Raw genomic sequence first — 25,555 nt, forward strand, 5'->3', positions numbered from 1 at the left:
GTTTCACAAAAGTTGAGAAAGCTATTGTTCTTCAGAAAGGCATAGCTCCTTGATACCTATTTCTTTTAGGTAATAATAAATACCATCATAGAAGGAGGAGTGACGAGTCAAATCCTCGTCACATCCTTTTGGAATAAAAATAACGAACCCTTGGCGTGCTCGTGTTAATAAAACACGGTAAGTATTTTTGAGATAGAGTTGTGCATCTTTCTTACGAACTATTTTCCAACTAGACCCCTTAAAATTATAAGCTTTAAAATGTCCTTTTTCTATACGAAAGTCTGCATCCCATGCAACGATTGCCCAATCAATTTCAAGACCCTGAATATCAAATTCAGTTGCTGTTTCTTCTAGAAAATAGGAAGAGCGTACATCCTCTTTATCGTTTAAAAACCAATTTTCTGCCTGAATATCGTTCTGTACCCAAATACCAAATTGGCGTAGACGTTTGGCTCCTGAACTAGAAATGAGTCCATAACGTTCTGTACCTCGGGATTGATTTTGTACCCATTGTTTAGCTTTTTCTAGGCTACGTGTAATGACAATAGGATAATTAAGTGAGAGTTCTGAATAGAGTTGTTGAGCTATTGGTAAGTTTTCATCCAATAGAGATTTTACAAATGCTGAAACTTTTTCATTCCGAAAAGAACGAAGTGAGACAGAAAGATGAAGTTTTTTTTCCTGATAAAGATGTAATCCCATAAAGAGAGATTCAAGTGTTTTTCCTTGCGTATATTCTACATCAGAGATTTGGGGGGACACATAAACATTCCAATGAGGGAAATGGTTTCTTAGTGCATCAAACCAAGCTAAAAGGCCAGCTTCTCCAGTATGTATTTCTTGACCACCTCCAATTAGACAAATGATTACAGCCCAATCTTGATGGCGATCCATTACACTAATGAGGAATTCTGGTTCAGACATGTTCCAGGAGGGAACATGGCGTTTTAACATAAATTTAGCCGTTTGCTCTTTTGTCCAAGCACGTTGTGCTTCGTCAAAAATAGTTACTTTTTCCGCAGGAACTTGTTCGGAAGGAGGTAGATAAGTATCACGAAAATGATGGATATTTTGAATAAAGGCAGCAACTTTTCTTTTAGATGTTATTTTTGTTATTTTGCCTTTACAGCGTTTAATTTCATCTCGTACTAGAGCTTCTCGCAGGACAGCAACCAAGGGACCATTACCGGAAAGAAAAACTGCATGTTCTTGTTTATCATATTGATGTCGCTCATTTGCAATATTGAGGCCTACTAGCGTTTTTCCGGCACCAGGTACGCCAGTAACAAAACAAATAGATTTTTGATGATACTGTTTACTTTGTTCAATAATACGATTTAGTACCTTTGTTGTGAGACTAAGATTGTAGGCTCCGGCACTACTCCGTGAAATTTCTTTGACTCCATGTCCACGGTAGAGTGCTTGAGCTGCTTCAATGATCGTGGGAGTAGGCATGTATGGCGAAATTAACCATTGTTTAAAATGGAATTCGTCATCACACAGATTGTTAGTAAGTTTTGTTAAATTAGGACCTAAGGTATTATCATTGCAAAGGATAGGAAGATAAACCCCATCTGGGTTCATTATAAGTTGAAACTCTTTAGAAGGAGCATGAGTGCAGACTACCAGAGGAACAATTTTCTTTTGATAACTTTCTTGATGGAAATATTTTAATGCTAGTGCATAATCTACCACTTGATCAATAGCATGTCTTGGATAAGATGATTCTCCTACTTTAAATTCAAGAATATAGAGAATACCAGCACAAGCGATTACGACATCTATTCGCTCTCCGATGCGAGGAATAGTGTATTCAAGGGCTATGGATCCAGAGGGAATACTTTTAAGAACACTTTGGAGTAATCTAATTTCGTGAACAAAAGAATTACGTGAATTTTGATCTAAAGAAAATGGGGTATGAAGAGCAATCTGCCCTAAAATTTCTTCTAGAGTTTGGGTACAAAAAGACTGTAGGTCATTGAAATAATAAGACCTTTGTATCATTTTAGTTTATTAAATAGAATCAGAAGGACTATTCATGTTCAGGCGCTTGCGGATGGCTTTGTCCAGAAGTTCCCATTCCGGCACGAAGGCTCCGGCTTGCCGGGCCTTGGAGAGAGGGTCTCCCCAGATAGCTGTGTATTCGACGGGGCGGCCTTCGTTGTAGTCCACGGCGCTGGACGGGATGAAAGCCCCCATGGTTTCCGTACGGGAAAGGTGGAATTCAACCAAATCTTCCGGCAGGGCGTAGCCGCGGGCCCTGGCTGCCTGTACTACTTCTTCCATGATGCGGCGCGCGCGTACGACGTTTTCCGGATTTTGGTAGAGTTCCGCAATGCTGATGCCGCCCAGAGCCAGGCAAAGCCCGTTAAACGGGATGTTCCAGACGAGTTTGTACCACTGGATTTGCTCTGCGGCGTCAAAGGCGCGCGTTTTGATGCCGGCATTGGCAAACAGCTCGGAGAGTTCCCTGGCTTTTTCAGTCCCTTCCGGCGTGGGGATGAAGGGGGCGAACTGGATGTTGCCCCCTTCCAGATGGTTGACATGGCCCGGTTTTTCCCGCATAGCGCAGATGAAGCACAGGCCCACATAGATACGCTCCGCCGGGATGATGCGGGCAATTTCCTCCGCATTTCCCATGCCGTTCTGGAGTGTAACCACAGTTGTGTCCGGCCCCATCAACGGAGGAAGAGCTCTGGAAAATCCGGCGTTTGCCGTGCTTTTCCATGCAACGACAACGAGGTCTACCGGGCCGACTTCCTCCGTGTCCCGGTAAACGTTGATGCGGGGCAGGGAGATATTCCCATGCAGGCTTTTCACCTGAAGGCCGTGTTCTTTCAGATAGCCGTATTCCGAACGTACGATGAAGGATACGTCCTGCCCCGATTCCTGAAGTCTGGCTCCGTAATAGCAACCCAGGGCTCCGGCTCCCAGAATGGCGATTTTCATGGCGTGCGGCGCGGTTGGTGATATTTTTCAGAGCCCCTGGACGTTGCCCTTGTCATCCAGGTAGATGTGCATGGCGTTCGGTGAGACGGGAAGGGCGGGCATGCGCATGATTTCCCCGCAGAGGGCCACCAGGAAGCCGGCCCCGTTGGCGATTTCAAAGTCGCGCACGGTGATGGTGAAGCCGGTGGGGCGTCCTCGGAGGCGTCCGTTGTCGGAAAGGGAGTTCTGGGTTTTTGCCATGCAGATGGGAAGGTCCGTCAGGCGGCTGGCTTCAAACTGGGCCAGCTTCTTTTTGGCGGCGGCTGTCAATTCCACACCGTCCGCCCCGTAAATGTTGCGGGCAATGATGTTGAGTTTTTCTTCCACCGGCAGGGCGGATTCATAGAGGGGCTTGAAAGGGGCGGAACTCCTGTCCGCAGCTTCCACAACCATTTGGGCCAGGTCTTTGCCTCCTTCTCCTCCCTGGGAGAAGATATCCGCAATGGCGCAGGGAATACCGCGTTCCGCGCAGTGTTTCACGATAGCGTCCAGTTCTTCCCGGGAGTCGTCAAAGAATTTGTTGACGGCGACCACAACGGGGCGTTTGTAGTGGGCGGCAGCGTCCAGATGCGCATCCAGGTTGGCAAGGCCTTTTTTCAGCGCATCCACATCCGTGTTTTTCAGATCCGCAAGGGCAGTTCCCCCGTGCATTTTCAGCGCGCGTGCCGTAGCTACGATGACAATGGCCGCCGGATCCAGTCCGGACTGGCGGCATTTGATATCCAGGAATTTCTCTGCACCCAGGTCAAACGCGAATCCGGCTTCCGTGACGGCATAGTCCCCAAAATGCAGGGCCATCCTGGTGGCCAGCACGGAGTTGCAGCCGTGGGCAATGTTGGCAAACGGGCCGCCGTGCAGGAAACAGGGCACTCCTTCCACGGATTGAACCAGATTGGGCATCAGGGCATCTTTCAGCAGGGACATGACGGAACCGGTAATGCCCAGTTCCCTTGCGAATACGGGCTTGTCATCCGTCGTGAATCCGATCACGATGCGGTTGATGCGTTCTTCCATGTCCTTGTAGGAAGTGGCAAGGCACAGGCACGCCATGATTTCCGAAGCCGGGGTGATATCGAAGCCTGTTTCTCGGGGGAACCCCTGCTTGTTGAGCCCCACGATGATGGAACGCAGGGAACGGTCGTTCATGTCCATGACCCGCTTCCATATGACTTTGCGTTCGTCAATGTTCAGCGTGTGGAAGAACATGGCGTTATCAATGATGGCGCTGATGAGGTTGTGGGCGGATGTAATGGCGTGGAAGTCCCCTGTGAAATGCATGTTGATTTCCTCTGCCGGCGTCAGGGAGCTTTTGCCGCCTCCGGTAGCTCCGCCCTTGCGGCCGAACACCGGTCCCATGGAAGGTTGCCGGAGCGCCAGGCAGACTTTTTTGCCGATGGCCTGCAATCCCTGCGCCAAGCCGATGGAAACGGTGGTTTTGCCTTCTCCGGATGGGGTGGGAGTGATGGCGGATACCAGGATGAGTTTGCCGGGGGTTGCCGGCTTGTCCAATACGTCCAGGGAAATTTTGGCCTTGTTGCGGCCGAAGGGAATGACGTCTTTTTCATCGACGCCCAGCTTGTTGATACAGTCGGAGAATGCAGGTGTAACCATGCGCACATGATGACGGAAGCCCCCTCTTTTGGCAAGAAGGTTCATGGGCATTCCGGACCGGATGAATCAATGAGAGGGAAAGGGCCGCCTTCTTCCTGTCCCGCGACATTCCCCGGATATCCATGCAACTCCGGGAGAACCTCCGGAAATACCCGGTATGGCAGGTTACGCTAAGACGGGGGTAAGAATCAGGGTTGCGCTTTCTGTTTCCTCTCAGCCAGCACGGGACGGTAGTGGCCCGTGATGGTGTGGGAAAACAGGAAGTCTTCTTCCTGCGTTCCGGCGCCTACATTATGAATGATCAGCGGCGTGCCTTCCTCCGTTTTCCGGTCGGAAACGATGCCAATGTGGGGAATACTATCGGACAGGTTCCATGTAACCAGGTCGCCGGGCTCGTAGTCCGCCGCGTTTTCCGTAATGGGAACGGACCAACCTTTTCTGGCAAAGAAGGTACGAAGATTAGGGACCCTGCGGTGGTCAATGCTGCGGTCCGTCGTTTTCAATCCCCATATTTTAGGGTATTTGGAAAAGTGGGCCTTCATGTCCTCATGCACGGCTTTTTGAAGGTCCAGGCCGAAGGCCCTCATGGCGCGGATGACCACATCCGTGCATACTCCCGTTTCGAGGGGAACGTCTCCGTTGGGGTAGGGAATGGATTGATAGCCTCCGTTGTAGGAAACCGTTACTCCTACCTGTTCACGCGCCTTGGCCGCCAGCGCGGCGTTGTCCGCCATCAGGCATGCAGGGCAGGAAAGAAACAGGAGGATGAGAAGGGCCGCCGGTTTCATAGGGCAGATGGGGAGGGAAACGCGGAAAAATCAGACGAAGCTGGCAAAGCCGATGTCCGGCCGGCGCTGCATGCCGTGAAATTGAATCTTTTTGATTTCGTTGTGGGCACGCTGGCGCGCTTCGGAGAGGGTATCTCCCTGTGCCACGACGGCCAGGACGCGGCCGCCATTGGTTTCATAACAGTTTTTATCCGCATTCCATTTGGTGCCGGCGTGGTAAACGGAAGCATTTGAAATATCGTCCAGTCCCTGAATAGCGTCGCCGGAATGGGAGGTCTCCGGATATCCTTTGGAGGCCAGCACGCAGCAGACGCTCCAGCCGTTTTGGAAGGAAATTTCTTCCGGCGCAAATTCTCCCTTGGCCCCATGCAGGCAGAAGGAAGCCAAGTCTCCGGAGAGCAGGGGCATAACGGCCTGGCATTCCGGATCGCCGAAGCGGCAGTTGTATTCAATTACTTTTGGGCCGTTTGGAGTCAGCATCAGGCCGAAGTACAGAAAACCCCGGTAAGGCAGTCCGTCTTTTTTCAGTCCGGCTACCGTCGGAGCCACGATTTCCTTTTCAATGCGTTCCATCATTTCCGGCTCCACCAGCCGACGGGAAGCCACCGCTCCCATGCCGCCCGTGTTGGGGCCTGCATCGCCTTCCTTGAGGCGCTTGTAGTCCCGTGCCGGGCAGAGGATGAGATAATGGTCGTCCACCAGAGCGCCGAAGATGGAAACTTCCGGTCCGGTAAGAAATTCTTCCACCAGCAGCCGCCCTTCACCAAAACGCCTGTCCGTAAATACTTCTTTCAGGAAAGAGTCTGCTTCCTCCTTGCTCATGCAGACGGCTACGCCCTTTCCGGCGGCCAGACCGTCAAATTTCAGCACGGTAGGATAGTTGTTTCCGATGAATTGCCGGGCTTCCTCCAATGTGGCCGCTACGCGCGCCTGCCCGGTAGGGATGCGGTGGCGGAGCAGGAAGTCCTTGGCAAATTCCTTGCTGGCTTCCAGCTGGGCGCTTTCTTTTACCGGCCCCCAGCAGGGGATGCCCGCACGGGAGCAGGCATTGGCCAGGCCTTCATCCTTGACCAGATAGCTTTCCTCCCCGGCAACGCAGAGATCCATTTTATTGGAAACCATCCAGTCGATCAGCGAGGGCAGATCCCTGGCCGGGATGGGGGTAGCCAGACGGTTGATGGCGTCACTTCCCGGGAAACAGTACATTTCCGGAGCGGAGGGAGATTCCTTGAGTGCCTTGACCAGTGCATGTTCACGTCCACCTTTTCCAATAACGGCTATTTTCATACGCCGCCAGTATGCCGGGACGGACTGATTTTGCCAAGCTGAAATGAACGGTGAGGTTTTCCCTTTTGTCCGGTTGTTCCCATGCTTTTCCTCCATTGCCGGGAATGGGGTTGTACCACTTTTTCTTTTCGTGGCACGGCGCAGCCGTTCCGTTCGGGGAAGATGATGTAAAAAGGCCGCCTGACCCGGAGGAAAGGCGGCCTGTAAAAGGAAAGGGCGGTATTTGCGTTTAGAACGGGATTTCGTCGTCCATGTCTCCGAAGTCGTTGGACGGCTGATTGGTGGGGGGCATGGGGGGCGGGTTGTAGTTCTGGGCCGGGCGGGATTGTCCGTAGTTGTTGGAACGGGGAGCATTCTGGTACTGCTGGCGCGGAGCACCTCCCATATCGCCTTCACCGCCGCGGGGGAAGAGCTGGATGTTTTCCCCAATCACGCGCAGCTTGGTGCGTTTCTGCCCGGAGGCTTTATCTTCCCAGGAATCCAGTTGAAGGCGTCCTTCCACAAAGACTCCGCGGCCCTTGCTGAGGTAGTTGCCGGCAACTTCCGCCTGGCGGTTCCAAAGGGTGACGTCCACGAAAGTGGTTTCTTCCTGGCGTTCGCTGTTGTCGCCCGCGTAGTAACGGTTGATGGCAAGGCGGATGTCCGTAACGGCGGTTCCTTTGGGAGTGTAGCGCAGTTCGGGATCAGCGGTAAGGTTGCCCATTAAGAAGACTTTGTTGAGATTGGCCATATAGGATGGGTGTTAACGAGGTGTATGGTATATAGGAAAAGGGCCTTGCCGTTTAGGAGGAAGGCATGTGTTTGGTCGCTAGCAAGTATGGGCCTGCACATGGTCTTGTGCAATACTAAATTACGGAATCGTCCTTCATCATGTCTCCTTTCTACATTGCATTCGTCATGGAACCGTGAAAACTTTACCTCCATGAGTTTCAGGCAGCGGCGGAGAAACGGACTGTTCCGGGTTTCCTGGGGCACATGCCTTTTGCTGTCTGTGCTGGCACACCTGTTTTTGCTGGCGGGGAGCTGCCTGGTTCCTGAAGAATGGCTGGCTTCCCCACGTCCGGCTGAAGCGGCGCGGAGGAAAGTGGCTGTAAGCGCGCGCATGGTAAAGAAAGTGGAACCTCAACTGGAGAGCCGGAGACAAGAGCCCGCGGAATATCTGCCTGCCGTCGTGAAGACCAATGAGGAGCAGGAAAGCGCCACCAGGCCGGAAGTGCCCAAATTCCAGAGCAACAGGAACACGCGGGCGGAAGGCGGCCGGAAGGATCCGGACGGCGACAGGGATATGCCCGCCCAGGATGGCGTGGAACGGGAAAACGGAGAGATTGTCCTTTTTAACCAGGAAAGGCAGGATGGGGATTTAAGCCATGAACGGGACGGCAACAAAAACGCCTCCCCCGGAGCTTCTTCCAATGTTCCCTACCAGCCCCTGGAACCATCCATGCCGCCTGCCGGTCATCCCGGTTCCCTGGCTCATTCTCCCGTCAAGAAGGGAGAGCCAGGCAAATCGGAAGAGGAAAAAACGGCCCGACAAAACATCCGTCATGCACAGGAGAAGGCCATGCAGCTTCCCCATGCGGTAGTGTTGCCCAGCCCCGGAGATTCGGAGAAGCCGGATCCGCTTGAGGAATTGGCCAAAAGCATTGCGAAAGGGGCGGACAATCCTCCCCTGAATCTTCCCAATCTGGATTTGGTGCCCAATACAAAACCGGTTCAGAAACAGCCCTTGTATGATCCCATGTTCAATGCGGAGAGCCAGCCCGGCTTCAAGACACATGAGCGGAAGACCAAGCAGGTCGGCAAATTCAGCTTTGGCCGCCGTCCGACATTGGATGTGGAAGCTACGCCCATGGGAACGTACCAGGCGATCGTTTACCGGGCTATCGGGGAACAATGGTACCGCCAGTGCGATTTGAACCGCGACCTGATTGTTACCGGAACTGTGCGCATCCGCATCCTGATTAACAAGAATGGCAAAATTTCGTCTATGAGGCAGACTTCCCGCGTGGGAGCCAGCGAGGTACAGAAGTCCTTTACCTTCCTCGCCATCAAACTCGCCAGGCTTCCAGCGATGCCCCCGGAGGTAAGGAGTATGCTTGTGGGGGATTCTTTGGAAATGTATTTCGATTTCAATTTTTAACAACCTACCATCCTGCAACAAATACCATTCACAGATATATGATGATGAACTTGATCAAAGACTGCATTACATTCTTCCAGGCAGGCGGCGTTTTCATGTACCCGCTGGCAGCCTGTTCCGTTCTTCTTATTGCGGCCGTTATTTACCGCATGTTCAATATGAAGAAGAGCCTCATTTGCCCCGTCGTGCTGACCAGGGCCGTGGAGCAGTACACCCGCGGCGCCGTGGGGCGCACTGAATTGGAGAGAATAGCTGCGGATTCGGATTCCGTGGAGGGCCGCCTGGTGCTGGATGCGTTGAATGCACCGCTGGAGGATGAAGCCTCCCTGAAGGAAATGATCCAGGTGAAGGCCCGCGAGGAGTTTGTAACGCTTCAGGCGGGTCTGCCCCTGCTGGACATGATTGTGATGATCGCACCCATGTTCGGCATCCTGGGAACCGCCAGCGGCCTGGTGCAGATTTTCAGCGTTTTCGGAATGGATGAGAGTCACGGCATGATTGCTCAGGGGATTGCCCAGGCTCTGAATACGACGATTGCCGGTCTCGCCATCGCCACTCCGGCCGTGATTGCCCACGTTTATTATTCCCGCAAGCTGGAGCGTATTTCCGCCTCCATGGAAGTCCTGCTGACAGAGCTGGTTTCCTTCCGCTGCCATCATTCCCAACGCTGACAAGGCCATGCAGTTTTACCGCAAGAAAGCAAGGAGCATGGGGGTGCCCATCGTCCCCATGATTGACATATTGACCATTCTGCTGATTTTTTTCATTGTCCATACGCAGTGGAAGAAGCCGCAGTCCCTGCTTAAGATAGATGTACCCGGAGCGGAATTCATGGAGGGGACTCCGTCTTCGGAACAGCGGGCCGTTCTGACCGTGACGGGGACATCCGCCATTTCCCTGAATGGCAGGCTGGTGGAGATGAATGAACTGGCTGCTGCCCTGGAAGCCTTGAAAAAGGAAAATCCAGGCGTCAAACTGCAGCTTGATGTGGATAAAAAAGCGGAGTTTGGCATCATTGTCGGCATTTGGGATGCGCTGACGTCTGTGGGTATTGACGCAGGTGAGGTTCCTGCCAGAATAGAAATCAACAAGCCCGGCGCACGGTAAGCGCTTTAACATATATATTATCCCCCTCCCGATGTTATTGGAAATAGCACAGTATGGAAATCCGGTATTGAAGGAAAAATGCCGCCCTGTAGAACATTTTGACGACAGCCTGAAAACCCTGGCGGAAAATATGCTGGAAACCATGTACGCAGCAGAGGGCATTGGCCTGGCGGCTCCCCAGGTGAGCATTCCCATTCAACTGGTAGTGATTGATATTCCGAAGGAGGAAGAGTCCGTCACCTGGCTTAAAGTGAACGGAGAGGACAAAGAGCTTTCCGACATCATGCCCTTGATGTTTGCCAATCCCGTTCTGGAACCTTACGGCCCCATGCATCCTTTTCATGAAGGCTGCCTGAGCGTGATGAAAATACGTGCTTCCGTCGTGAGGCCGGATTTTGTCAAGGCTACGGTGCTTCTGATTGACGGAAGAGAAATAACGATTGACTGCAACGGCCTTCTGGCCAGATGCCTGCAGCATGAATGCGACCATTTGAACGGCATCCTTTTTGTGGAGCGCGTTTCTTCCGCACAGAAGATTACCCTGCGCAACAAATTGAAGCGTCTGGCATTGGGATATTAGCTTTCCGTGACATCCCTCAGGCCCTTTATGGCAGCCAAAGGAGGGGGGGCAAAGAAGACCGCATTCCGGAACCGCAAAGTTTTTACAGCCGGAAACCGTCCCGTGATGTTCCCGGCAGACTATAATCCACCCGGGTTCGCAGTATTCGGAAGAGAAGAGGTCAGGACGCTTTTTCCGGATCCGGCTGAACCGGTTTTCCGGATTCTCTTTTGACGCGTATTTGCAAATCTGCCAAAGCGTTCATGTAGTAAATGTACGCGTCAAAGGCGGATGCATACGGCGTGAAGGAGTTTTCCTTCTGCATGTAGTGGAAGTGGTCCGCGCTCTGCAGTTTGCGCCAAACGTGGGTGAGATCCTTGTCATGGGCTGCCTTGACCGGTTTTTCCAGACGGTAGATTTTGCGGAGGGCTTCATCCTGCATGACGTTGCCATTCCAATGGGACATGGTTCCAAAAGTGGAGCAGGTCATTTCCTGGGTGCACTCACAGACGGAAACGGGCTTGATTTCCTGCGCTACTTCGGACGGAGTCATGAACCGGTTGCCGGCGTCTATGCAGGCGAGAATCATCGTACGCCAGAATTCGAAGACGCCTGTAGCGTCAGACTGTCGTTCCCCCAGAGTTTCATAGTCCATGGACAGGGTAGTGACGCTTCCCTGCTGGTGCGTCAGCCAATCCGCGAAAGTGGTGGGGGAAAGCGGGTATTCCGACCATTCCGGATCAGTCCGCATGATTGCCAGGTCATTGGAGAGTTCCCGGTTGCGGAAGATAGTGGTGGTGTTATACACCCACGGAGCCAGGAAGACTTCATTGCTGGTAAATCCCTTGAGCATGGCCGGGTTGCCGTCCGCCATGATGCCCTTGAAACCGAGCGTTTCCGCCTGCGCCGCAATGGCGTTGGAGTACAGCATGCCGGTATTCATCAGCACATCCGTTTCCTGATGGAAGAGTTTTTTGAGAAGCTCCCGGTGTTCTTCAATCTGTTCGGCAAATTCCTGAGGGGAGTAAACGGATGCCAGGGAATTGTAATAAGGCATTGCCAGAAAGTCCACACAGCCGGTTTCCGCCAGATCCTTGAATGCGGCAATCAGGTCCGGCCTGTGGTACAGGGCCTGTTCCAGAATGACTCCGCTGAGCGCCAGCCCAAAGCGGAATTTGCCCCCGGTGAGTTCAATAAGCTGTTTCATCAGCCGGGTTGCCGGGAAATAACAGCGCTCCGCCACCGTGCTAAGCACGCGGGCATTCAGATCATCATCTTCATAAAAGGCATGTTCTCCAATTTTGAAGAAGTCATAATGAATCAGCCGGTTGGGCTGATGCGCAACGAAAGTGAGGGAAATGTTGCTCATGGACGGGGTGAAGAAGGCTGAGAGTTATGGAGTAGGGTAAAAAGGCGTTTTTAGCGGTTCAGCACATGTTCATAGACCCGGATAACCTTGTCTGCGGCGGCATCCCAGGTGGAGGCCTTGATGTCCTCCGTGCTCTGTTCCACTACTTTCCGGTACAATTCCTCATCCGTGCAGAGATGGACGATATGTTCCGCCATCTTGTTGACGTCCCAGAAATCCGCTTTCAGGGCTCCCTTCATGACTTCCGCCACGCCGGACTGCTTGGAAATCACGGCGGGAATGTTGAATTGGGCCGCCTCCAGCGCAGAAAGGCCGAAGGGCTCCGATACGGAAGGCATGCAGTAGATGTCCGTGATGGAGAGGAGTTCATTGACTTTGTCCTTGTTCAGGAAGCCGGTGAAGTGGAATTTGTCGCCCACGCCCTTGAAGGCTCCGGATTCGATCAACTGGCGGAGCTTTTCTCCCGTACCGGCCATGACGAAGCGTACGTCGTCCGTCTGTTCCAGAACCTTGGCGGCAATCTGAAGGAAGAATCCCGGGCCTTTCTGAGCCGTCAGGCGGCCCAGGAAGAGGACGAGTTTTTCCGGGAATTTTTTCTTCCCTTTGAAGACTTTGACCGGATCCGCTCCGTTGTGAATGGGAAATATCTTATGGGGGTCGATGGCATAGTGCCCGCTGGCGATGGTTCCCGTGTATTTACTGACCGGGATAACGGCATCCGCCTGTTCCATGCCGAATTTTTCAATGTCGTAAATCCAGCCGCGGGCATCCGCTCCGGCACGGTCAAACTGGGAAGCGTGCAGATGCACCACCAGGGGCTTGCCCGTGGCTTTTTTCACTTCCACGCCAGCCAGATAGGTCATCCAGTCATGGGCGTGGATAATGTCAAAATCCTGCTGAAGGGCGACTTTTACCGCTATTTTTGAGAATTGAATGACTTTCAGGGCCAGGTCTCCGGCGTAAAGGTCTTCCTTGTTCCTGAACAGCTGAAGGTCGGCTTCATGCGTTTTGGAGAAGGTGATGCGGCCTTCCTTGGTGAACTGCACCACGCCGGATCCCCCTTCCACGGTGGTGTAGGGGTCCAGTTCAATGGGCGCGCGCTCCACCAGGGCAAAGCTGTCATAGGAATATTTCCGGTCCACTTGCTCCACTTCCCGATAGGAGACGTTATTGAGACCGGTGAGCTGGAATCCGTCAAAAAGGACGGAAGGGTCGGCCTTGGGAACGATCACCCTTAAATCCACTTTTTTTGCCAGCGCCTTGGAAAGACCCAGGCAGGCAATGCCCAACCCCCCGTTGACCAGGGGCGGGAATTCCCATCCTAATGTAAGAACTCGAATTGTGCTCATCGGTTGATGTGGTTTGTCGGTGCCGGGAAGGATACGGACTCGTGCCGTGTTGTACACCAACGCAATAAAACCAGATTTTTCATGTTCGGTCTAGATTAATATGAATAATTTTACTCTAATAATGAAAAGAAAAGTGCTGCTTTAGTTCAATCTTGCGTTCGTCATGAAATTGATTTAGTCTGGACTGAACGCTTTTGATCCTCTCTTCCGTCCGGCTTCAATGTGCTCCGTTTCCAACATCCCTGAAAGACGAAAAACACCTCCTCTCCGGGGGAGTCTCGTCAAATGGGAGTACACGAATACGGTTTCCAAAATAACTCTCAGCGTGTGTCTTGCTGATGCCGGTATTGTCCGCGTAACGTATTTCCCCGGAGCGGTGCCGGAAGACGAGCCGAGTTATGCCGTAAGCCCCGGATATTCCGCGCCGGGAGCGGAAATCCGCGAGTATGATGAGGACGGGTTTCATGTCGTTGAGACGTCCCTGCTCCGCATCCGCATTCGCACGGAGGAGCAAAAGGTGGATTTTTACGATGTTGCTACGGATGAGCCCCTGCTGACGGATGAGGGCGGATTCGGCCGGGAGAGCAAGGACTGGACTGGAGACGCCCGGGTATGGATACGGAAAAATCTTCAGGAAACGGAGCATTTTTTCGGGCTTGGGGACAAGCCGTGTGCCTTGAACCTGAGGGGCAAGTATTTCTCCATGTGGGGAGCGGACCATTATGATTTCCATGAGGAGTCGGATCCCCTTTACAAAAGTATTCCCTTTTTCCTCAGTTTGCGGGAAAGGAAGGCGTACGGCCTGTTGTTTGACAACACGTGCCGTTCGTATTTCGACTTCGGAGCTACGGATGAAAAGGTTCTTTCCTTCGGGTCCTTCGGGGGCCTGATGAATTATTATTTCATTTACGACAACACTCCTCTGGACATCATCTCCGCTTATACGCGCCTTACCGGTACGCCTGAATTGCCGCCTTTGTGGGCGCTGGGGTACCACCAGTCCAAGTGGAGCTATTATCCGGACAAGGCCGTATACAATCTGGTGGAGCGTTTCCGGGGCCTGGGCATTCCGTGCGATGCCGTGCATCTGGACCATCATTACATGGAACGGAAGGAGGGATTTACCTGGGACAAACAGAATTTTCCCGACGCGGAAGGAATGGTCCGCGCCCTGGAGAAGGACGGTGTGAAGACGGTTCTGATTGTCAATCCCGGCGTGAAGGTCAATTCCGTCAATCCGGTCTGGAAAGAGGGGATGGAACGCAATTATTTCTGCCGCCGGTCGGAAGGCAATTTATTGTCGGAAGAAGTATGGCCGGGACTTTGCAATTTTCCGGATTTTACGGCTCCCGCCGTACGCGGCTGGTGGGCGGATCTGTTCAGCAGGGATATTGGGAAAATTGGCGTGCGCGGCCTCTGGAACGACATGAACGAACCTGTCGTTTTTCCGGACCGCACTTTCCCGATGGATACGCGGCATGAATATGACGGCATGCCCTGTTCCCATGAAAAGGCCCATAATATTTACGGGCAGTGCATGGCGGAAGCCTCCTGGCTGGGCATGAAGCGTCACGCTCCGGACCGGCGCCCCTTCCTGCTGTCCCGATCCGGTTTTGCCGGATTGCAGCGCTTTGCCGCCACATGGACAGGGGACAACCGGTCCAGCTGGGAACATTTGAAGCTGGCCAATTTCCAGTGCCAGCGGCTTGCGGCTTCCGGCATTTCCTTTGCGGGAGCGGATGCTGGGGGATTCATGGGGCATCCCACGCCGGAATTGTTTTGCCGCTGGATGCAAATGGCTTCTTTCCACGGTTTTTTCCGCAATCATTCCTCCGGGGAGTTCGGCGGTCAGGAGCCATGGGTTTTTGGGCAGGAAGTCACCTCTTACGTGAAAGCCGCCATAGAGGGCCGCTACCGCCTGCTTCCCTATATCTACACGCAGTTCCGCCGGTACGCGGAGACGGGCATGCCCGTGCTGCGCTCCCTGGCCCTGCAATGTTTTACCAACAAGGACACCTACTGGCGGGGGGCGGAGTATTTCTTTGGAGACCATCTGTACGTCATTCCCATTCATGAGCCGCAGGAAGGCGGGAGGTTCCTCTACATTCCGGAGGGCGTCTGGTATTCCTACCACACGGACAGCCTGATGGAGGACACAGGAAAGGATGTATGGGTGAAGTGCCCCCTTTCTTTCCTGCCCGTGTATGTCCGCGGAGGGGCGGTAATTCCCCATTGGCCGGTACAGCAATACGTGGGAGAACTGCCTCGGCCGCCGCTGACGCTGGATGTATGGTGGGCGCCGGAAGGGGAGGTGGCTTCCCATTTGTATGAAGATGCAGGGGACGGATATGCATACCGGAACGGAGAATGCGCCGTGCATGGGTTCCTTTACCGCGGCGGCACCAATTCCCTGGAGCTGGATTGGAACTGCGAAGGGGATCCCTGTGCGTTCCATGAGTCCGCAGAGGTGGTTTTGCACGGTTTGCCTGCGGGTATTTCCGTCAGTGCATGCATGGACGGCGTGCCGTGCTGCGGCGTGATGAGGGAAGGAAGGGTGTGGAAAATACCGGTGAAGGATAAATTTGACACGCTTTCCGTCTGCTGGCCGGAGGAATAATGTTCTTCCATTAAGGGATGAGGCGTCCGGAGGAACTGTCATGGAAGGTGGAAACTGCGCCTGACCGTATCCCTCTTCAGTTTCAGTTCCCGCCATTCATGCGTCAGGGTGGAGGAGGCCACTACGCCGCCCCCGGTGCAGAGTGCGAGCCTCTGCCCCTGCCAGTACAGGGAGCGAATGCCTACCAGGCAGAAAAAGTCTCCATCTTCCAGAAACCCGAACGGGGCGCCGAAGTGAAGCGGACAGCGGAGACGTGAACGCCAGTCGTCCAGCTGGGCGAGCGTGTTTTCCGTGCGGGGCTGGGAACCCAGGGCGGGGGTGGGGTGGAGCAGCCGTATCCAGTGGGCCGGAGTATGCTGTTCGTCCGATTCCAGTGTGAGGTAAGTGACGAAGTGGATCAGGGTGCCCAGGTTCAGCACGCTGCGTGCCGTTCTGGTGACGCTGCCGAAGGGGGACAGGCGGGAAAGAATGCTGCCCGCCACGATTTCATGCTCGCGGATTTCCTTGTCGTCGTTGATGAAAACCCCTTCATCCTCCGGACGGGCCGTTCCTGCCAGGGCCATTGTCTCCAGGCGGCGGCTCTGCTGGTGGAACAGTGTTTCCGGAGTGATTCCGCAGAATCCTTCCCGTTCCGTCCACCAGGCGTAGGGATAATGGGACGGAGAGCTGCTGATGGCCCGCAGGATGAGTTCCCGGGGTGTGTGGGGGAGCAGCATTTCCCCGAACTGGGGGATCGCCGGAACGCTTTTCATCAATTGCCCGGCAGCGATTTGCTCCATCATTTCCGCAAAAACCTGCGCGTATGTGTCCGGAGACGGTTCCGTCCACCGGATTTCCGGAGCAGGCGGGGGAGGATTTCCCTCCGCCGGGAGAGCATGAAGGGCTGCCGGTATTTTCCATGGCCGCGGGTCGTCCAGCCGGAATGTATCAATATAAAAGGCGGGGCCGGAATCCGGCGGTTCCGCTGATTCCCGGAAAGGCCCGGTTCCGAGAAGAAGGCCGCGGGAAGGGTGCTTGATCAGGGCTCCGGAAGTCAGCGTTTTTATGTCCATGCGCAATTCATGTTAAAATGCCGCCGCCGGGAATTCCAGCTATTTGAATGTTTGTGAAGTGCGGAAGAAACGGGAATGACGGTTCAGTGGGCGCCTCCGTTTTTCCAGAATGTCCCATGGATGGCATGGACCTGAAAAAGGGTATTCCCCTTCGTCCCTAACGCTTTTTCCTCCTCCGTTGAAAAAGCAGGGGATGACGACCTTTCCCTGCCCGGAGCCTGTAACGGAGAGGAACTCCGCCCCTGTTTCCTGGAGCCGTGCGCCATGTCACGTGCGTTCCCCTTTTGAAATTGACGGGGAAAAGCACTCAAGTAAGCTTTAAAGAGCTTCCGACCCTATGCAGATAATGAACAGACCAGCACCATCAGTCCCCACCGCCGATATTCCGGTAGAGGCCATGCTGGCAGAGGTGCGGAAGCCGCTGGGACCCGTTTGGTGGAGCGTGTTTCTCGCCAGCGCATTGCTGGCGGCGTGGGGCATAGGGTGGAGTTCCTGGCGCATTGCCGCAGAGGGTGTGGGCGTGCTGGGGGTGAATAATAACGTGGTGTGGGGGCTGGACATCGTGCATTTTGTTTTCTGGATAGGCCTGGGGCATGCGGGCACCCTGATTTCCGCCGTCCTGCTGCTGACGCGCCAGTCATGGAGAAGCCCGATTGCGCGCGGAGCGGAACAGATGACCCTGTGCGCGGTTATCTGCGCCGCCGTTTTCCCTGTGGTGCACGTAGGGCGTGTCTGGATGGCGTGGATGGCTTCCCCGTTGCCGGAAGTGAGCGGAATTTGGCCGGACATGGCCTCTCCTTTGATGTGGGATGTCATGGCAGTCAGCACCTATTTTCTTCTTTCCCTGTTGTACTGGTATATCGGCCTGGTGCCGGATTTCGCGTTGCTGAGGGATTGCTGCAAGGGGCGTCTGAGGCGCCGGTACGGGTGGCTGGCGCTGGGCTGGCAGGGAACGGGGCGCCAGTGGCGCGCCTATGAAAAGGCCAGCCTTCTTTTTGCGGTTATTCTGACTCCTCTCGTGGTATCCGTTCATTCCGTGGTGAGTTTCGATTTTTCCGTGACTCAGGTGCCGGGGTGGCACCAGAGCATTTTCCCGCCCTATTTCGTAGGGGGGGCCATCCTCAGCGGCATGGCGATGGTTCAGCTGATTCTGCTGGGGGTGAGACGTCTGATGGCCGGCAGCGGCGTTCGCCGGGCCGTTACTCCGGCCATTCTGGATTTAAGTTCCCGGTTTGTGCTGGCCCTGAGCCTGGTGATGGGAGCCATGTATTTGTGGGAGCATCTGGCAGCCATTCTGAATGGAGGCTCTCCGGAGCCGTTTCCGGGCAGAAATCCTGTGAATGCCGTGTTCCTCATCGTCATGGTTGCCGGGAATGTGGCGCTGCCCCAGTTGTTCTGGTTCCGTTCTCTGCGAACCAACCGCTGGGTGATCGCCGCCGTGGCTCTGGGAGTGCTTGCGGGCATGTGGATGGAACGTTTCTGGATTGTCGTGAATTCCCTGAAGGCATCCCTGCTGGCTGCCAACATCGGAGAGTATTTCCCCAGCGTGACGGATTTGGCCATGATGGCCGGGAGCGTGGGGCTGTTTATGGCCCTGTACATGGCGCTGGTGCGTGTGGCTCCGTTCTTCTCCCTGTGCGACGTGCGGGAACAGCAATCCCTGAACAAGGAGGGCGGGGCATGAAAAAGCCCGTCATTTCCGGCTGGGTGCTTTCCTTCGGTTCGGAGAAGGCGCTCCTTCAGGCCGTCCGCGTGCTGGTGAAGGAGGAAAATCTGCGCTGGGAGGTTTGCGCACCTTACCCCTGCGCCGCTGTTCGTTTTGCCAACAGGCACGCCGGGAAGGCCGTGGGAGCAGGCGTTCGGCTGTGGGCCGCAGCGGGCGGCGTCTGCGGGTTTCTGGCCGTGGCTCTGTGGCTTTACTGGACGCAGTTCTGTGCGGATCCCCTTGTGACCCAGGGAAGGGTCCAGGGCTGGGACAGCTGGCCCGCATATGTCCCTCCCCTGTTTGAAGGAACTTTGCTGGGGGCCGGATTGCTGACCGCCGCCGGTTTTCTGAAGGGGGCTCTTCTCCCGCAATGGCACGACTGGGCGTTCGAGTGTGATTTTTTCAGGACGGATGAGCACGGGAACGGTTACTTCATTCTGCTGGAAGGCGGGAGCGAAGGCTATGCCGCCGTTTTGGCTGAAGCCCTGCATCCGGATGCCTGCGAGTACGTTCATGGGAAAGGAGGCCGGGCATGAGAGGAGGCATCACGGCGGTAGCAGCCCTTGTTCTGCTGGGAGCACTCTGGTTCCTGGCAGGGGACGACGATGGAAGAAATGCCGTTCCCCGTTTGTTTGACAATATGAATGATCGTCCTCTGGCGGATGCCCAGCAGGTGGGGATTTCTTCCGCCGCTCCGGACCGGAAAGCGCGCCTGACGCCTCCCCGTTCCGTGGCGCAGTCCCTGGGCATGAACGGAACGGTCCGAAAACGGGAGGATGACCGGGACTCCTTTGCTGCGGAAGGTTCCTATTTTTCCTCCGGCCGCATGCAGGGCGGAGAGGAGGATTCCATGCCTCTGGAACTGGGCGGCATCTCCCGCAGCCGCGACGTGCTGGCGGAGGGGCGCGCGCTTTATCTGGCGCATTGCGCCGTTTGCCACGGAGAGGACGGAAGCGGACGCGGAAGCATGGCCGCTTATGACACCTATCCGCAAATAGGCCCCTTCCGGGATGAAAAATATGCTTCCTATTCTTCTGGAAAAATGTTCAGGAGCATTCGGTTGGGGCAGGGGAACATGCCCGCTTTCGGAAACATTCTCACGGCGCGGGAAATCTGGTGTCTGGTGGCGTTTATCCGCCATTTGCAAGCGCCGCCGGAAGAACCTGCCGTTCAACAAAAGGAACAACATTCATGAACAGCAATACATCTTCAACAGGCGGGGAACGCCAGGACCGTCCGGGATTCGGCTGGGCCGGGCGTTCCGCTGCCCTTTCCCTGTGGATCATTTCCGTTCTATTATGGTGCGTGCTGATGCGCCAGTCCTTTACGGCCATGCCCTGGGACGACATGACGGTAGCCGGAGAAAGGTTGCAGGAATTGAGAAGGCCGTTCGCCGCTGCCGGAATGGCCGTAGGGGTCCTTGGCTCCAGCCTCTGTCTGGGGTGCCTGTTCTGGCTCTGCCTGTCTTCACTGACGGGTTCCGGCTGGGGCATTGCGCTGAGAAGGGTGCTGGCGGCGGGTTGCTGGGGGTTTTTACCCGGTGTTTTGGTATTGGCCGGAACGGTCGGCTGCCTGACTACCGTGATTTTTCCGGAAGCAGCCCGCTACTGGGGAGTGGCGGATGTTGCCTCTCCCGGCGTCCAGCCCTTCGGCGTTCTGGATTTGGCTGACTTCTCATGGTGGAACCCGGCATGGCTGTACGTGCGCGTGGGGAGTATTGCGGTGCTTTCTTGGAGCATGGCCCAGGTATGGGAAACGCTGGTTGCGGAAAAAAATGTCTGGCAGCCTTCCTTCCGCCGGGGCTCTGCCGCCTTCTGCATGGTTGTGACGGTGATGATGCTGGGCCTGCTGGGGATGGACATGCTGGGAGGGACGGGAAAGGTCGTTCTTTCCATGTTCCCCGTATACATGATTGCATATGTTCTGCTGGTGTCCCTGGCATTCGCTGTGTTGTCTGCCGTGTTCCTGAGGCGGCTGGACGGAGGGAAGGAGCTGCCTTGGCCCCGCCTGGGCGGCATGCTGACGGCTATGGTTCTGGTGAAAGCCTATATTGTGTATTCTCAGTACATGATTACCTGGTACGCCTCCATTCCGGCTGAAATGTCCTTTTATAACGCAGCCGCTTCCTCCGGCTGGTCCGGAATGTTTGCCGCGGCTCTTGTTCTTCAGCTTCTGCTGCCTTTCCTTATTTTGCTGTTCCCCGCGTTGAGACGCCGGCCGTCCGCGTTGGGCGCTGTATGCGCCGGGGTGCTGTTTGGCTCCCTGCTGGAAGCATGCTGGATGTTCGGCCCCGGACTTGGGCTGGACCCGTCCGCATGGAAGGCATGGCTTCCGCTTGTCCTGCTCTTGGGAGGGATGGCCCTGATCTGCTGTTTTTCCTTCCTGGGGGCACTGAGCGTCCGCAGGGTATTTCCCGAATCATGATGAACCGTACCGCCGCCGTTTTTTTTCTGTTTTCCCGCCGTCCGGGCGAGTATCTCCCCCTGTTCTGGCTGACAGGGGCTTTCGTGCTGGGTTTCCTGTGGTCGCTGGCGTACGCTTCCGGTCTGGTGGCGGAGGAGCCTTTGCCGTGGCCGGCCGGCCGCCTCATGTTCGCATTCTACGGCATGCTGGTGTACGGCTGGGCCCTCCCCGTCCTGTTTTCCTTTGCGGCGGGAAGCAGGAGCCGGTGGATGAAACCCGTAGAATGGCTCTGGCATGCCTGCGTTGCGTTGGGGTTGGCGACTATTGCCGCGGGAAATGGGAGCGGCGTGCTCCTGATGCCTTTTGACTGGTGGGTTTGCCCGGTTTTTGCCTTCCTTGCCGCAGGGGCGGCGTGCGTCGCATGGTTCCGTCCGTTTCCGTGGACTGTACGGCTGTTGTTCAGTTCCTCCGCCGGGTGTGTGGCCGCGGCCCTTTGGGCGTTGGGACATACGCAGGCATTGTCCATGAATGGCCTGCTGGATGTTTCCGCCCTGGGAGGAAGCCTGTCCTGCGGGCTGATGTTTGCCGCCCTGGGAGCGGCGGCGCTCCGCCTGGATATGGCGCTGGGGAGGGCAGCCGGAATCCTGTCCGTCTGGATGGCCCTGGTGCTGGCGGCGGCTCCGGTGATTGGCGGGCTGGGGGGGCTTCAGGGGGTTCCCGTGCCGTGGATGTTGGTGGAGGCCGGTACCGCCTGGTTTTGGTGCGCCGTTCTTCCCGCCGTCCTGGCGGTGGCGCGTTTTTGGATAAAATCCGGTACGAAGACCGGAATATGGGTGAAGACCGGAGTTTCCCTGCTTGCCTTGCTGGCGGCATGGAACGTGTTTGTTGTGGGTGCGCCTGAGCTGATGCAGTTTTCCCTGTCTGCATGGCATGAACCGGAATTATGGATTCTGCTGGGGGCCGGAGTTTTGATGATGGCAGGGGGGAAGGCCCCCGGACATTTCCCTGCGGCATGGCGGCTGTTGGGCGCAGGCGTCTGCGGCGTGCTTCTGGCGTATGCCGTGGGCGTGCTTGCCGCCCTGGATGTCCAGGCTTTTCCTGAGGCCCGTCGCGCGGAGCTGATGAGCGGCTGGGTGGGCATGGCTGCCTGCATCCACGCCGTAGCCATGGCTTTTTGCCTGGCGGGCAGCCTCTGCCTGTGGCGGCCAGCGGGAGCGGAAGACGGAGGCCGGGAGTCTTCCCCTCCGTTTTTGCGGCGTTTCTTCTTCATTTCAGCCGTAGCGGCGGCTTTGGCGCTGGCGACGGCTGCGGCCGTTGTTCTGCATGCTCCGCCTCCGGATACCATGGAGGTTAGGAGGCACGTTCATGATGCGGAAGGTTCCGGCATTTACGCCGCAGAGGGGTGTGCCCTGTGCCATACCCAGATTATCCGGCGTTCCCTGTCCGGAAAGGACTGGCAGACGGCGATTGACCGCGGCACGGATCCTGATTTCCCCTACCGGGTCAGTGAACCGGAAGACATGGATGCCGAATTCAACAGGGAAGGGGCTCCGCAGGCGGGCGTGGCGGCCATAGGCCCGGACCTGAGCAATGCGGCGGAATACGCCGCCGGGAGGTTGGAATATGAAGACGCCGTATCCGGCGGCACGCGCCGCGCCGCGCAGGTGCGGGAATGGCTGGCCCTGCATCTTTACAACCCGCGGGAATTGCAGTTCAACAAGCCCTGGACCATGTGTCCGGCCATGCCCGGACTGTTTGAGGAACGCCCGGTGGAAGGGAACGCCCCCTCCACGGCTGCCCTGCCTGTCCGGATGGAACGGGGCCGGGAGCTGGTGCCTTCCCCGCGCGGGGAGCGCCTGTTGAACTACCTGGAGTCCCTGCGGAGGGTGGAACCCTCCCTGAAGCGCGACCAAATCCATTCCTTCCCGGCCCTGTCCCATATTCACCCGGATTATGCCGCGCATCCTCCCGCCGTGGACATGGAACGCCTGAAGAAAGCCCGCGCCGCCGCCGTGATGGAAAAGGGCAGGGGCGTATACCTTTCCAAATGCGCCATCTGCCACGGCAACGACGGCATGGGGGACAAGGTGACCTATCCTCCCCTGGCCGGGTCCGAGTGGCTGAAGGAAAAGCCTGATGTGGAAATCGTCAGGATCATCCTCCAGGGACTGACCGGACCCATCACGGTGAATGGAAAGGAATGGGATTCCACCATGCTGCCGCCCGGCGTCACGGATTCCCGCGACCTGGCGAACCTGCTCACATTCCTGCGCCGCCAGTTCGGCGGGGTGGAGAAGGCGGCCTATACGCCGGAGCAGGTGGACGCCATCCGCCGGGATCTGTGACGGGAGGGCCCCCGATTACAACGTTTCATGCTCCTTGCCCCGGGAACGGAAATGGCTGCAAATGCCATTCTATGAATTTAGATGATACGTCCGCCCTTTCTGCGGACAGAAACGTTGTAATCGGAACAAATGCCAGTGCCGCCAATGGCACGGACAATGTTGTGATAGGTTACCTCTTCCACCAGAGACGACCGGGGTACCGTTGTGGGTTCCACGTTCGTGGGCACCAACTCCGCTGGAACCGCCCTGGGGGATCATATTAAAGTAGGGAATTCCTGCGTTTCCGTAGGTTCCTGGTCCAATACGGACCACTGTCACATGGGGATTGCCCTGGGTTATCAGAGTAATACGTCCAATGAATCGGAGAAGCTCCATACGGCCACGGCCTATTCCTTCTGCGCGGGCATGGGTTCCCGGATCGAGGGGGACCTTCTGCATAGGCATCGGCAGGGGGGTATGTGGAAGACGGCTGCGGGCACAGCATCGTGCTTGGCGGCTATTCCAGGTCGGAAGTGCCCAGCGACATTGTGATTTCCGGCGGCCACGCGACGGCCACCCGGTGTGGTTCGTCAGTCCGGGCGTCACCAGCGGGGAGATGATGCTGGCCAGGCAAGCCCTTTTAGATTTCCACAACTTCCTCTTTCGTGATGGCATTGTAGGCCAGTGTTATCCCTCCGAAGCCGGAACCGGGGGCCGGAGGATTGCCCGGGTCAATGTCCTTTGCCAGCAAATCCAGCGGGTATAATTCCAGTTTGGTGCCGGGGGTGCAGAAAAATACCACGTCGGGATTGTCCCCGGTCTCGTCCGTTTTAAAACCAAGCTTGTCCCGGTAAAATTGCAGGGACTTTTTCATGTCTATGACTCCAAGGCAGATGCCGGTTACTCTGTTCATGTTCTTCTTCATGGAATTGGCGAATAGCCTGTTTTTCTGTTTAATGTTTTGCGGAGCCTCCGCCAGGAAAATGTGTTTTTCCCGGTTTTGTTAACGTCTGGTTTTATGGTGAAAGAAACGGAGCCGTCCGCAGGTAGTTAAGGAACCTTTTCATGAATCTTCCTTCCTCCCGCATTCCCTGGCTGGACAATATCCGTGTTTTTGCCTGTATTCTCGTTATTGCCAGCCACATCGTGGGGCAGTTTTTTGTGTCGCCTCCTTTCACTCCGGACAATGAAACCTTTGCCTGGTCCTCCTTTTATACGGTGCTGGTGCGGGTCTCCATCCCCCTGTTTTTCATGATTTCCGGCGCCCTCCTGCTGCCCGTTCGGGATACGACGGGGCAATTCCTGAAAAAACGCTTCACCCGCGTCCTGTTCCCCTTCCTGCTGTGGTCTGCGTTTTACACTGTTTTTCCGTGGAGCTATGAAACGCTCACGGGGAACAGCTTTCACTCCGTCTTCCCCCTCTCACAGGTCACGCCGGACCTGGAAACCATGGGAACGAACCTGCTGCTGATTCCACTGAAATTCAGCGTGGGCATTCATCTCTGGTACCTCTACGTGCTGATGGGCCTTTACCTCTTCCTGCCAGTAATATCCCCCTGGGTGGAGAAAGCGGGAAAGGCGGCCTTTGCCTACTTCCTGCTGCTGTGGGCGCTCACCCTCTTGTTCCCTTATCTCCAGACCATTTTCCCCAGCTATCTGGGAAAATGTCCCTGGAATGAATACGGGGCCCTGCATTCCTTCTCCGGGTACCTGGGCTACATGGTGCTCGGCTGCTTTCTGAGGAAATACCCTGGGAATGCCTCCTTCGCCCGCACGGCCTGCTGGGCCGTTCCGTGTCTGGCCGCGGCCTTTTGGTTTACCCTCCATTTCTACCGGACGTCCACGGCTCAGGCCTGGTCCTCAAGCGGCGACTACATCGGCTTCGCCAGCATTAATGTGGCCCTCATGTCCGTAGCCTTCTTCGTTCTCTTCCAGTCACTTCCCGCGTTCAGAGCCGGGTCCGCGCCGCAGCGGTTCCTGGCTGATTTCTCCAGCATGAGTTTCGGCATCTACCTGGTCCACTTTGTGCTGGTGGGAGCCGTTTACCGCCTCTTTGGCATGCTCCATCTGTTGTTCCTTCCGGCTTCTCTTTCCATTCCGCTGCTGACTGCGGCGACGTGCCTGGCAGCCTGGGGAATCATCAAGCTGCTCTCCTTCCTCCCCGGCAGCAGGTACCTGATCGGATAAATTCCGGCATGGAGACAAAAAACTGCCCTCCGCATCGTGTGGCGGGAGGGCAGTCCGGATGGAAAAAGC

20 protein-coding genes and 1 pseudogene are annotated in these 25,555 nt (G+C 55.7%); 11 read left to right on the forward strand and 10 right to left on the reverse strand.

All coding sequences use genetic code 11. The features are described from left to right. Positions 1-21: 21 nt before the first annotated feature. The 6 genes from AMUC_RS09930 to AMUC_RS09955 form a co-directional block, all read right to left on the reverse strand. Complete coding sequence (locus AMUC_RS09930; protein ID WP_012420886.1) at positions 22-2,004, reverse strand: DUF2075 domain-containing protein; 1,983 nt, start codon at positions 2,002-2,004, stop codon at positions 22-24. A 9-nt stretch (positions 2,005-2,013) separates the two neighbouring features. Further along, positions 2,014-2,949 (reverse strand): 2-dehydropantoate 2-reductase, encoded by a 936-nt coding sequence (locus AMUC_RS09935; protein ID WP_012420887.1) that lies wholly within the window; start codon positions 2,947-2,949, stop codon positions 2,014-2,016. Between the two features lie 27 nt (positions 2,950-2,976). Continuing rightward, on the reverse strand, positions 2,977-4,599 hold the full coding sequence (locus AMUC_RS09940; RefSeq protein ID WP_042449223.1) for a formate--tetrahydrofolate ligase: 1,623 nt from the start codon (positions 4,597-4,599) through the stop codon (positions 2,977-2,979). Between the two features lie 188 nt (positions 4,600-4,787). Beyond that, positions 4,788-5,387, reverse strand: coding sequence for a DUF1287 domain-containing protein (locus AMUC_RS09945; protein WP_012420889.1), 600 nt, complete (start codon positions 5,385-5,387; stop codon positions 4,788-4,790). Positions 5,388-5,417: 30 nt separating this feature from the next. After that, on the reverse strand, positions 5,418-6,674 hold the full coding sequence (gene purD, locus AMUC_RS09950) for a phosphoribosylamine--glycine ligase (protein ID WP_012420890.1): 1,257 nt from the start codon (positions 6,672-6,674) through the stop codon (positions 5,418-5,420). 229 nt (positions 6,675-6,903) lie between these two features. Continuing rightward, entirely contained in the window at positions 6,904-7,404 is a 501-nt protein-coding gene (locus tag AMUC_RS09955) for a single-stranded DNA-binding protein (protein WP_012420891.1), read from the reverse strand. A gap of 192 nt (positions 7,405-7,596) precedes the next feature. On the opposite strand from AMUC_RS09955, the gene AMUC_RS09960 reads away from it, so the two are divergent. The 4 genes from AMUC_RS09960 to def are packed head-to-tail and all read left to right on the forward strand — an operon-like array spanning position 7,597 to position 10,501. Then, complete coding sequence (locus tag AMUC_RS09960; protein ID WP_012420892.1) at positions 7,597-8,814, forward strand: hypothetical protein; 1,218 nt, start codon at positions 7,597-7,599, stop codon at positions 8,812-8,814. A gap of 38 nt (positions 8,815-8,852) precedes the next feature. Next, on the forward strand, positions 8,853-9,485 hold the full coding sequence (locus tag AMUC_RS09965; RefSeq protein ID WP_012420893.1) for a MotA/TolQ/ExbB proton channel family protein: 633 nt from the start codon (positions 8,853-8,855) through the stop codon (positions 9,483-9,485). 7 nt (positions 9,486-9,492) lie between these two features. After that, positions 9,493-9,921, forward strand: coding sequence for an ExbD/TolR family protein (locus AMUC_RS09970; protein ID WP_012420894.1), 429 nt, complete (start codon positions 9,493-9,495; stop codon positions 9,919-9,921). A gap of 31 nt (positions 9,922-9,952) precedes the next feature. Then, complete coding sequence (gene def, locus AMUC_RS09975) at positions 9,953-10,501, forward strand: peptide deformylase (protein WP_012420895.1); 549 nt, start codon at positions 9,953-9,955, stop codon at positions 10,499-10,501. A gap of 160 nt (positions 10,502-10,661) precedes the next feature. On the opposite strand, the gene AMUC_RS09980 is transcribed toward def, so the two are convergent. Together AMUC_RS09980 and AMUC_RS09985 are read right to left on the reverse strand one after the other, a co-directional pair. Next, a complete protein-coding gene (locus tag AMUC_RS09980; protein ID WP_012420896.1) occupies positions 10,662-11,849 on the reverse strand; it encodes a glycoside hydrolase family 57 protein in 1,188 nt (395 codons plus the stop codon). Between the two features lie 50 nt (positions 11,850-11,899). Further along, positions 11,900-13,198, reverse strand: a complete 1,299-nt coding sequence (locus AMUC_RS09985; RefSeq protein WP_012420897.1) for a glycosyltransferase — start codon at positions 13,196-13,198, stop codon at positions 11,900-11,902. A 325-nt stretch (positions 13,199-13,523) separates the two neighbouring features. On the opposite strand from AMUC_RS09985, the gene AMUC_RS09990 reads away from it, so the two are divergent. Next, positions 13,524-15,815, forward strand: coding sequence for a glycoside hydrolase family 31 protein (locus AMUC_RS09990; protein ID WP_162610408.1), 2,292 nt, complete (start codon positions 13,524-13,526; stop codon positions 15,813-15,815). Between the two features lie 38 nt (positions 15,816-15,853). On the opposite strand, the gene AMUC_RS09995 is transcribed toward AMUC_RS09990, so the two are convergent. After that, positions 15,854-16,867 (reverse strand): chorismate-binding protein, encoded by a 1,014-nt coding sequence (locus AMUC_RS09995; protein ID WP_012420899.1) that lies wholly within the window; start codon positions 16,865-16,867, stop codon positions 15,854-15,856. 346 nt (positions 16,868-17,213) lie between these two features. Here AMUC_RS09995 and nrfD point away from each other — a divergent pair, with 346 nt between their 5' ends. The 5 genes from nrfD to AMUC_RS12170 are packed head-to-tail and all read left to right on the forward strand — an operon-like array spanning position 17,214 to position 23,320. Then, positions 17,214-18,551 (forward strand): NrfD/PsrC family molybdoenzyme membrane anchor subunit, encoded by a 1,338-nt coding sequence (gene nrfD / locus AMUC_RS10000; protein ID WP_042449226.1) that lies wholly within the window; start codon positions 17,214-17,216, stop codon positions 18,549-18,551. Next, entirely contained in the window at positions 18,548-19,108 is a 561-nt protein-coding gene (locus tag AMUC_RS10005) for a quinol:electron acceptor oxidoreductase subunit ActD (protein WP_012420901.1), read from the forward strand. Before nrfD ends, AMUC_RS10005 begins: the two co-directional genes overlap by 4 nt. After that, positions 19,105-19,767: a c-type cytochrome gene (locus tag AMUC_RS12165; RefSeq protein ID WP_012420902.1), complete on the forward strand. Its 663-nt coding sequence runs from the start codon at positions 19,105-19,107 to the stop codon at positions 19,765-19,767. The genes AMUC_RS10005 and AMUC_RS12165 overlap by 4 nt, the downstream gene beginning before the upstream one ends. Beyond that, complete coding sequence (locus AMUC_RS12715; RefSeq protein ID WP_012420903.1) at positions 19,764-20,996, forward strand: hypothetical protein; 1,233 nt, start codon at positions 19,764-19,766, stop codon at positions 20,994-20,996. Before AMUC_RS12165 ends, AMUC_RS12715 begins: the two co-directional genes overlap by 4 nt. Further along, the gene (locus AMUC_RS12170; protein WP_012420904.1) at positions 20,993-23,320 is read left to right on the forward strand and encodes a c-type cytochrome; all 2,328 of its coding nucleotides are present in this window, start codon (positions 20,993-20,995) and stop codon (positions 23,318-23,320) included. The genes AMUC_RS12715 and AMUC_RS12170 overlap by 4 nt, the downstream gene beginning before the upstream one ends. 631 nt (positions 23,321-23,951) lie before the next feature. Here AMUC_RS12170 and AMUC_RS10025 read toward each other — a convergent pair. Beyond that, positions 23,952-24,212 (reverse strand): annotated as a pseudogene (locus tag AMUC_RS10025) (VOC family protein); the annotation flags it as partial. A gap of 152 nt (positions 24,213-24,364) precedes the next feature. On the opposite strand from AMUC_RS10025, the gene AMUC_RS10030 reads away from it, so the two are divergent. After that, positions 24,365-25,486: an acyltransferase gene (locus AMUC_RS10030; RefSeq protein ID WP_012420907.1), complete on the forward strand. Its 1,122-nt coding sequence runs from the start codon at positions 24,365-24,367 to the stop codon at positions 25,484-25,486. Positions 25,487-25,555 lie beyond the last annotated feature (69 nt).

Origin of the sequence: Akkermansia muciniphila ATCC BAA-835, from assembly GCF_000020225.1 — a bacterium.
In the GTDB taxonomy this organism is placed as follows: Bacteria; Verrucomicrobiota; Verrucomicrobiia; order Verrucomicrobiales; family Akkermansiaceae; genus Akkermansia; species Akkermansia muciniphila.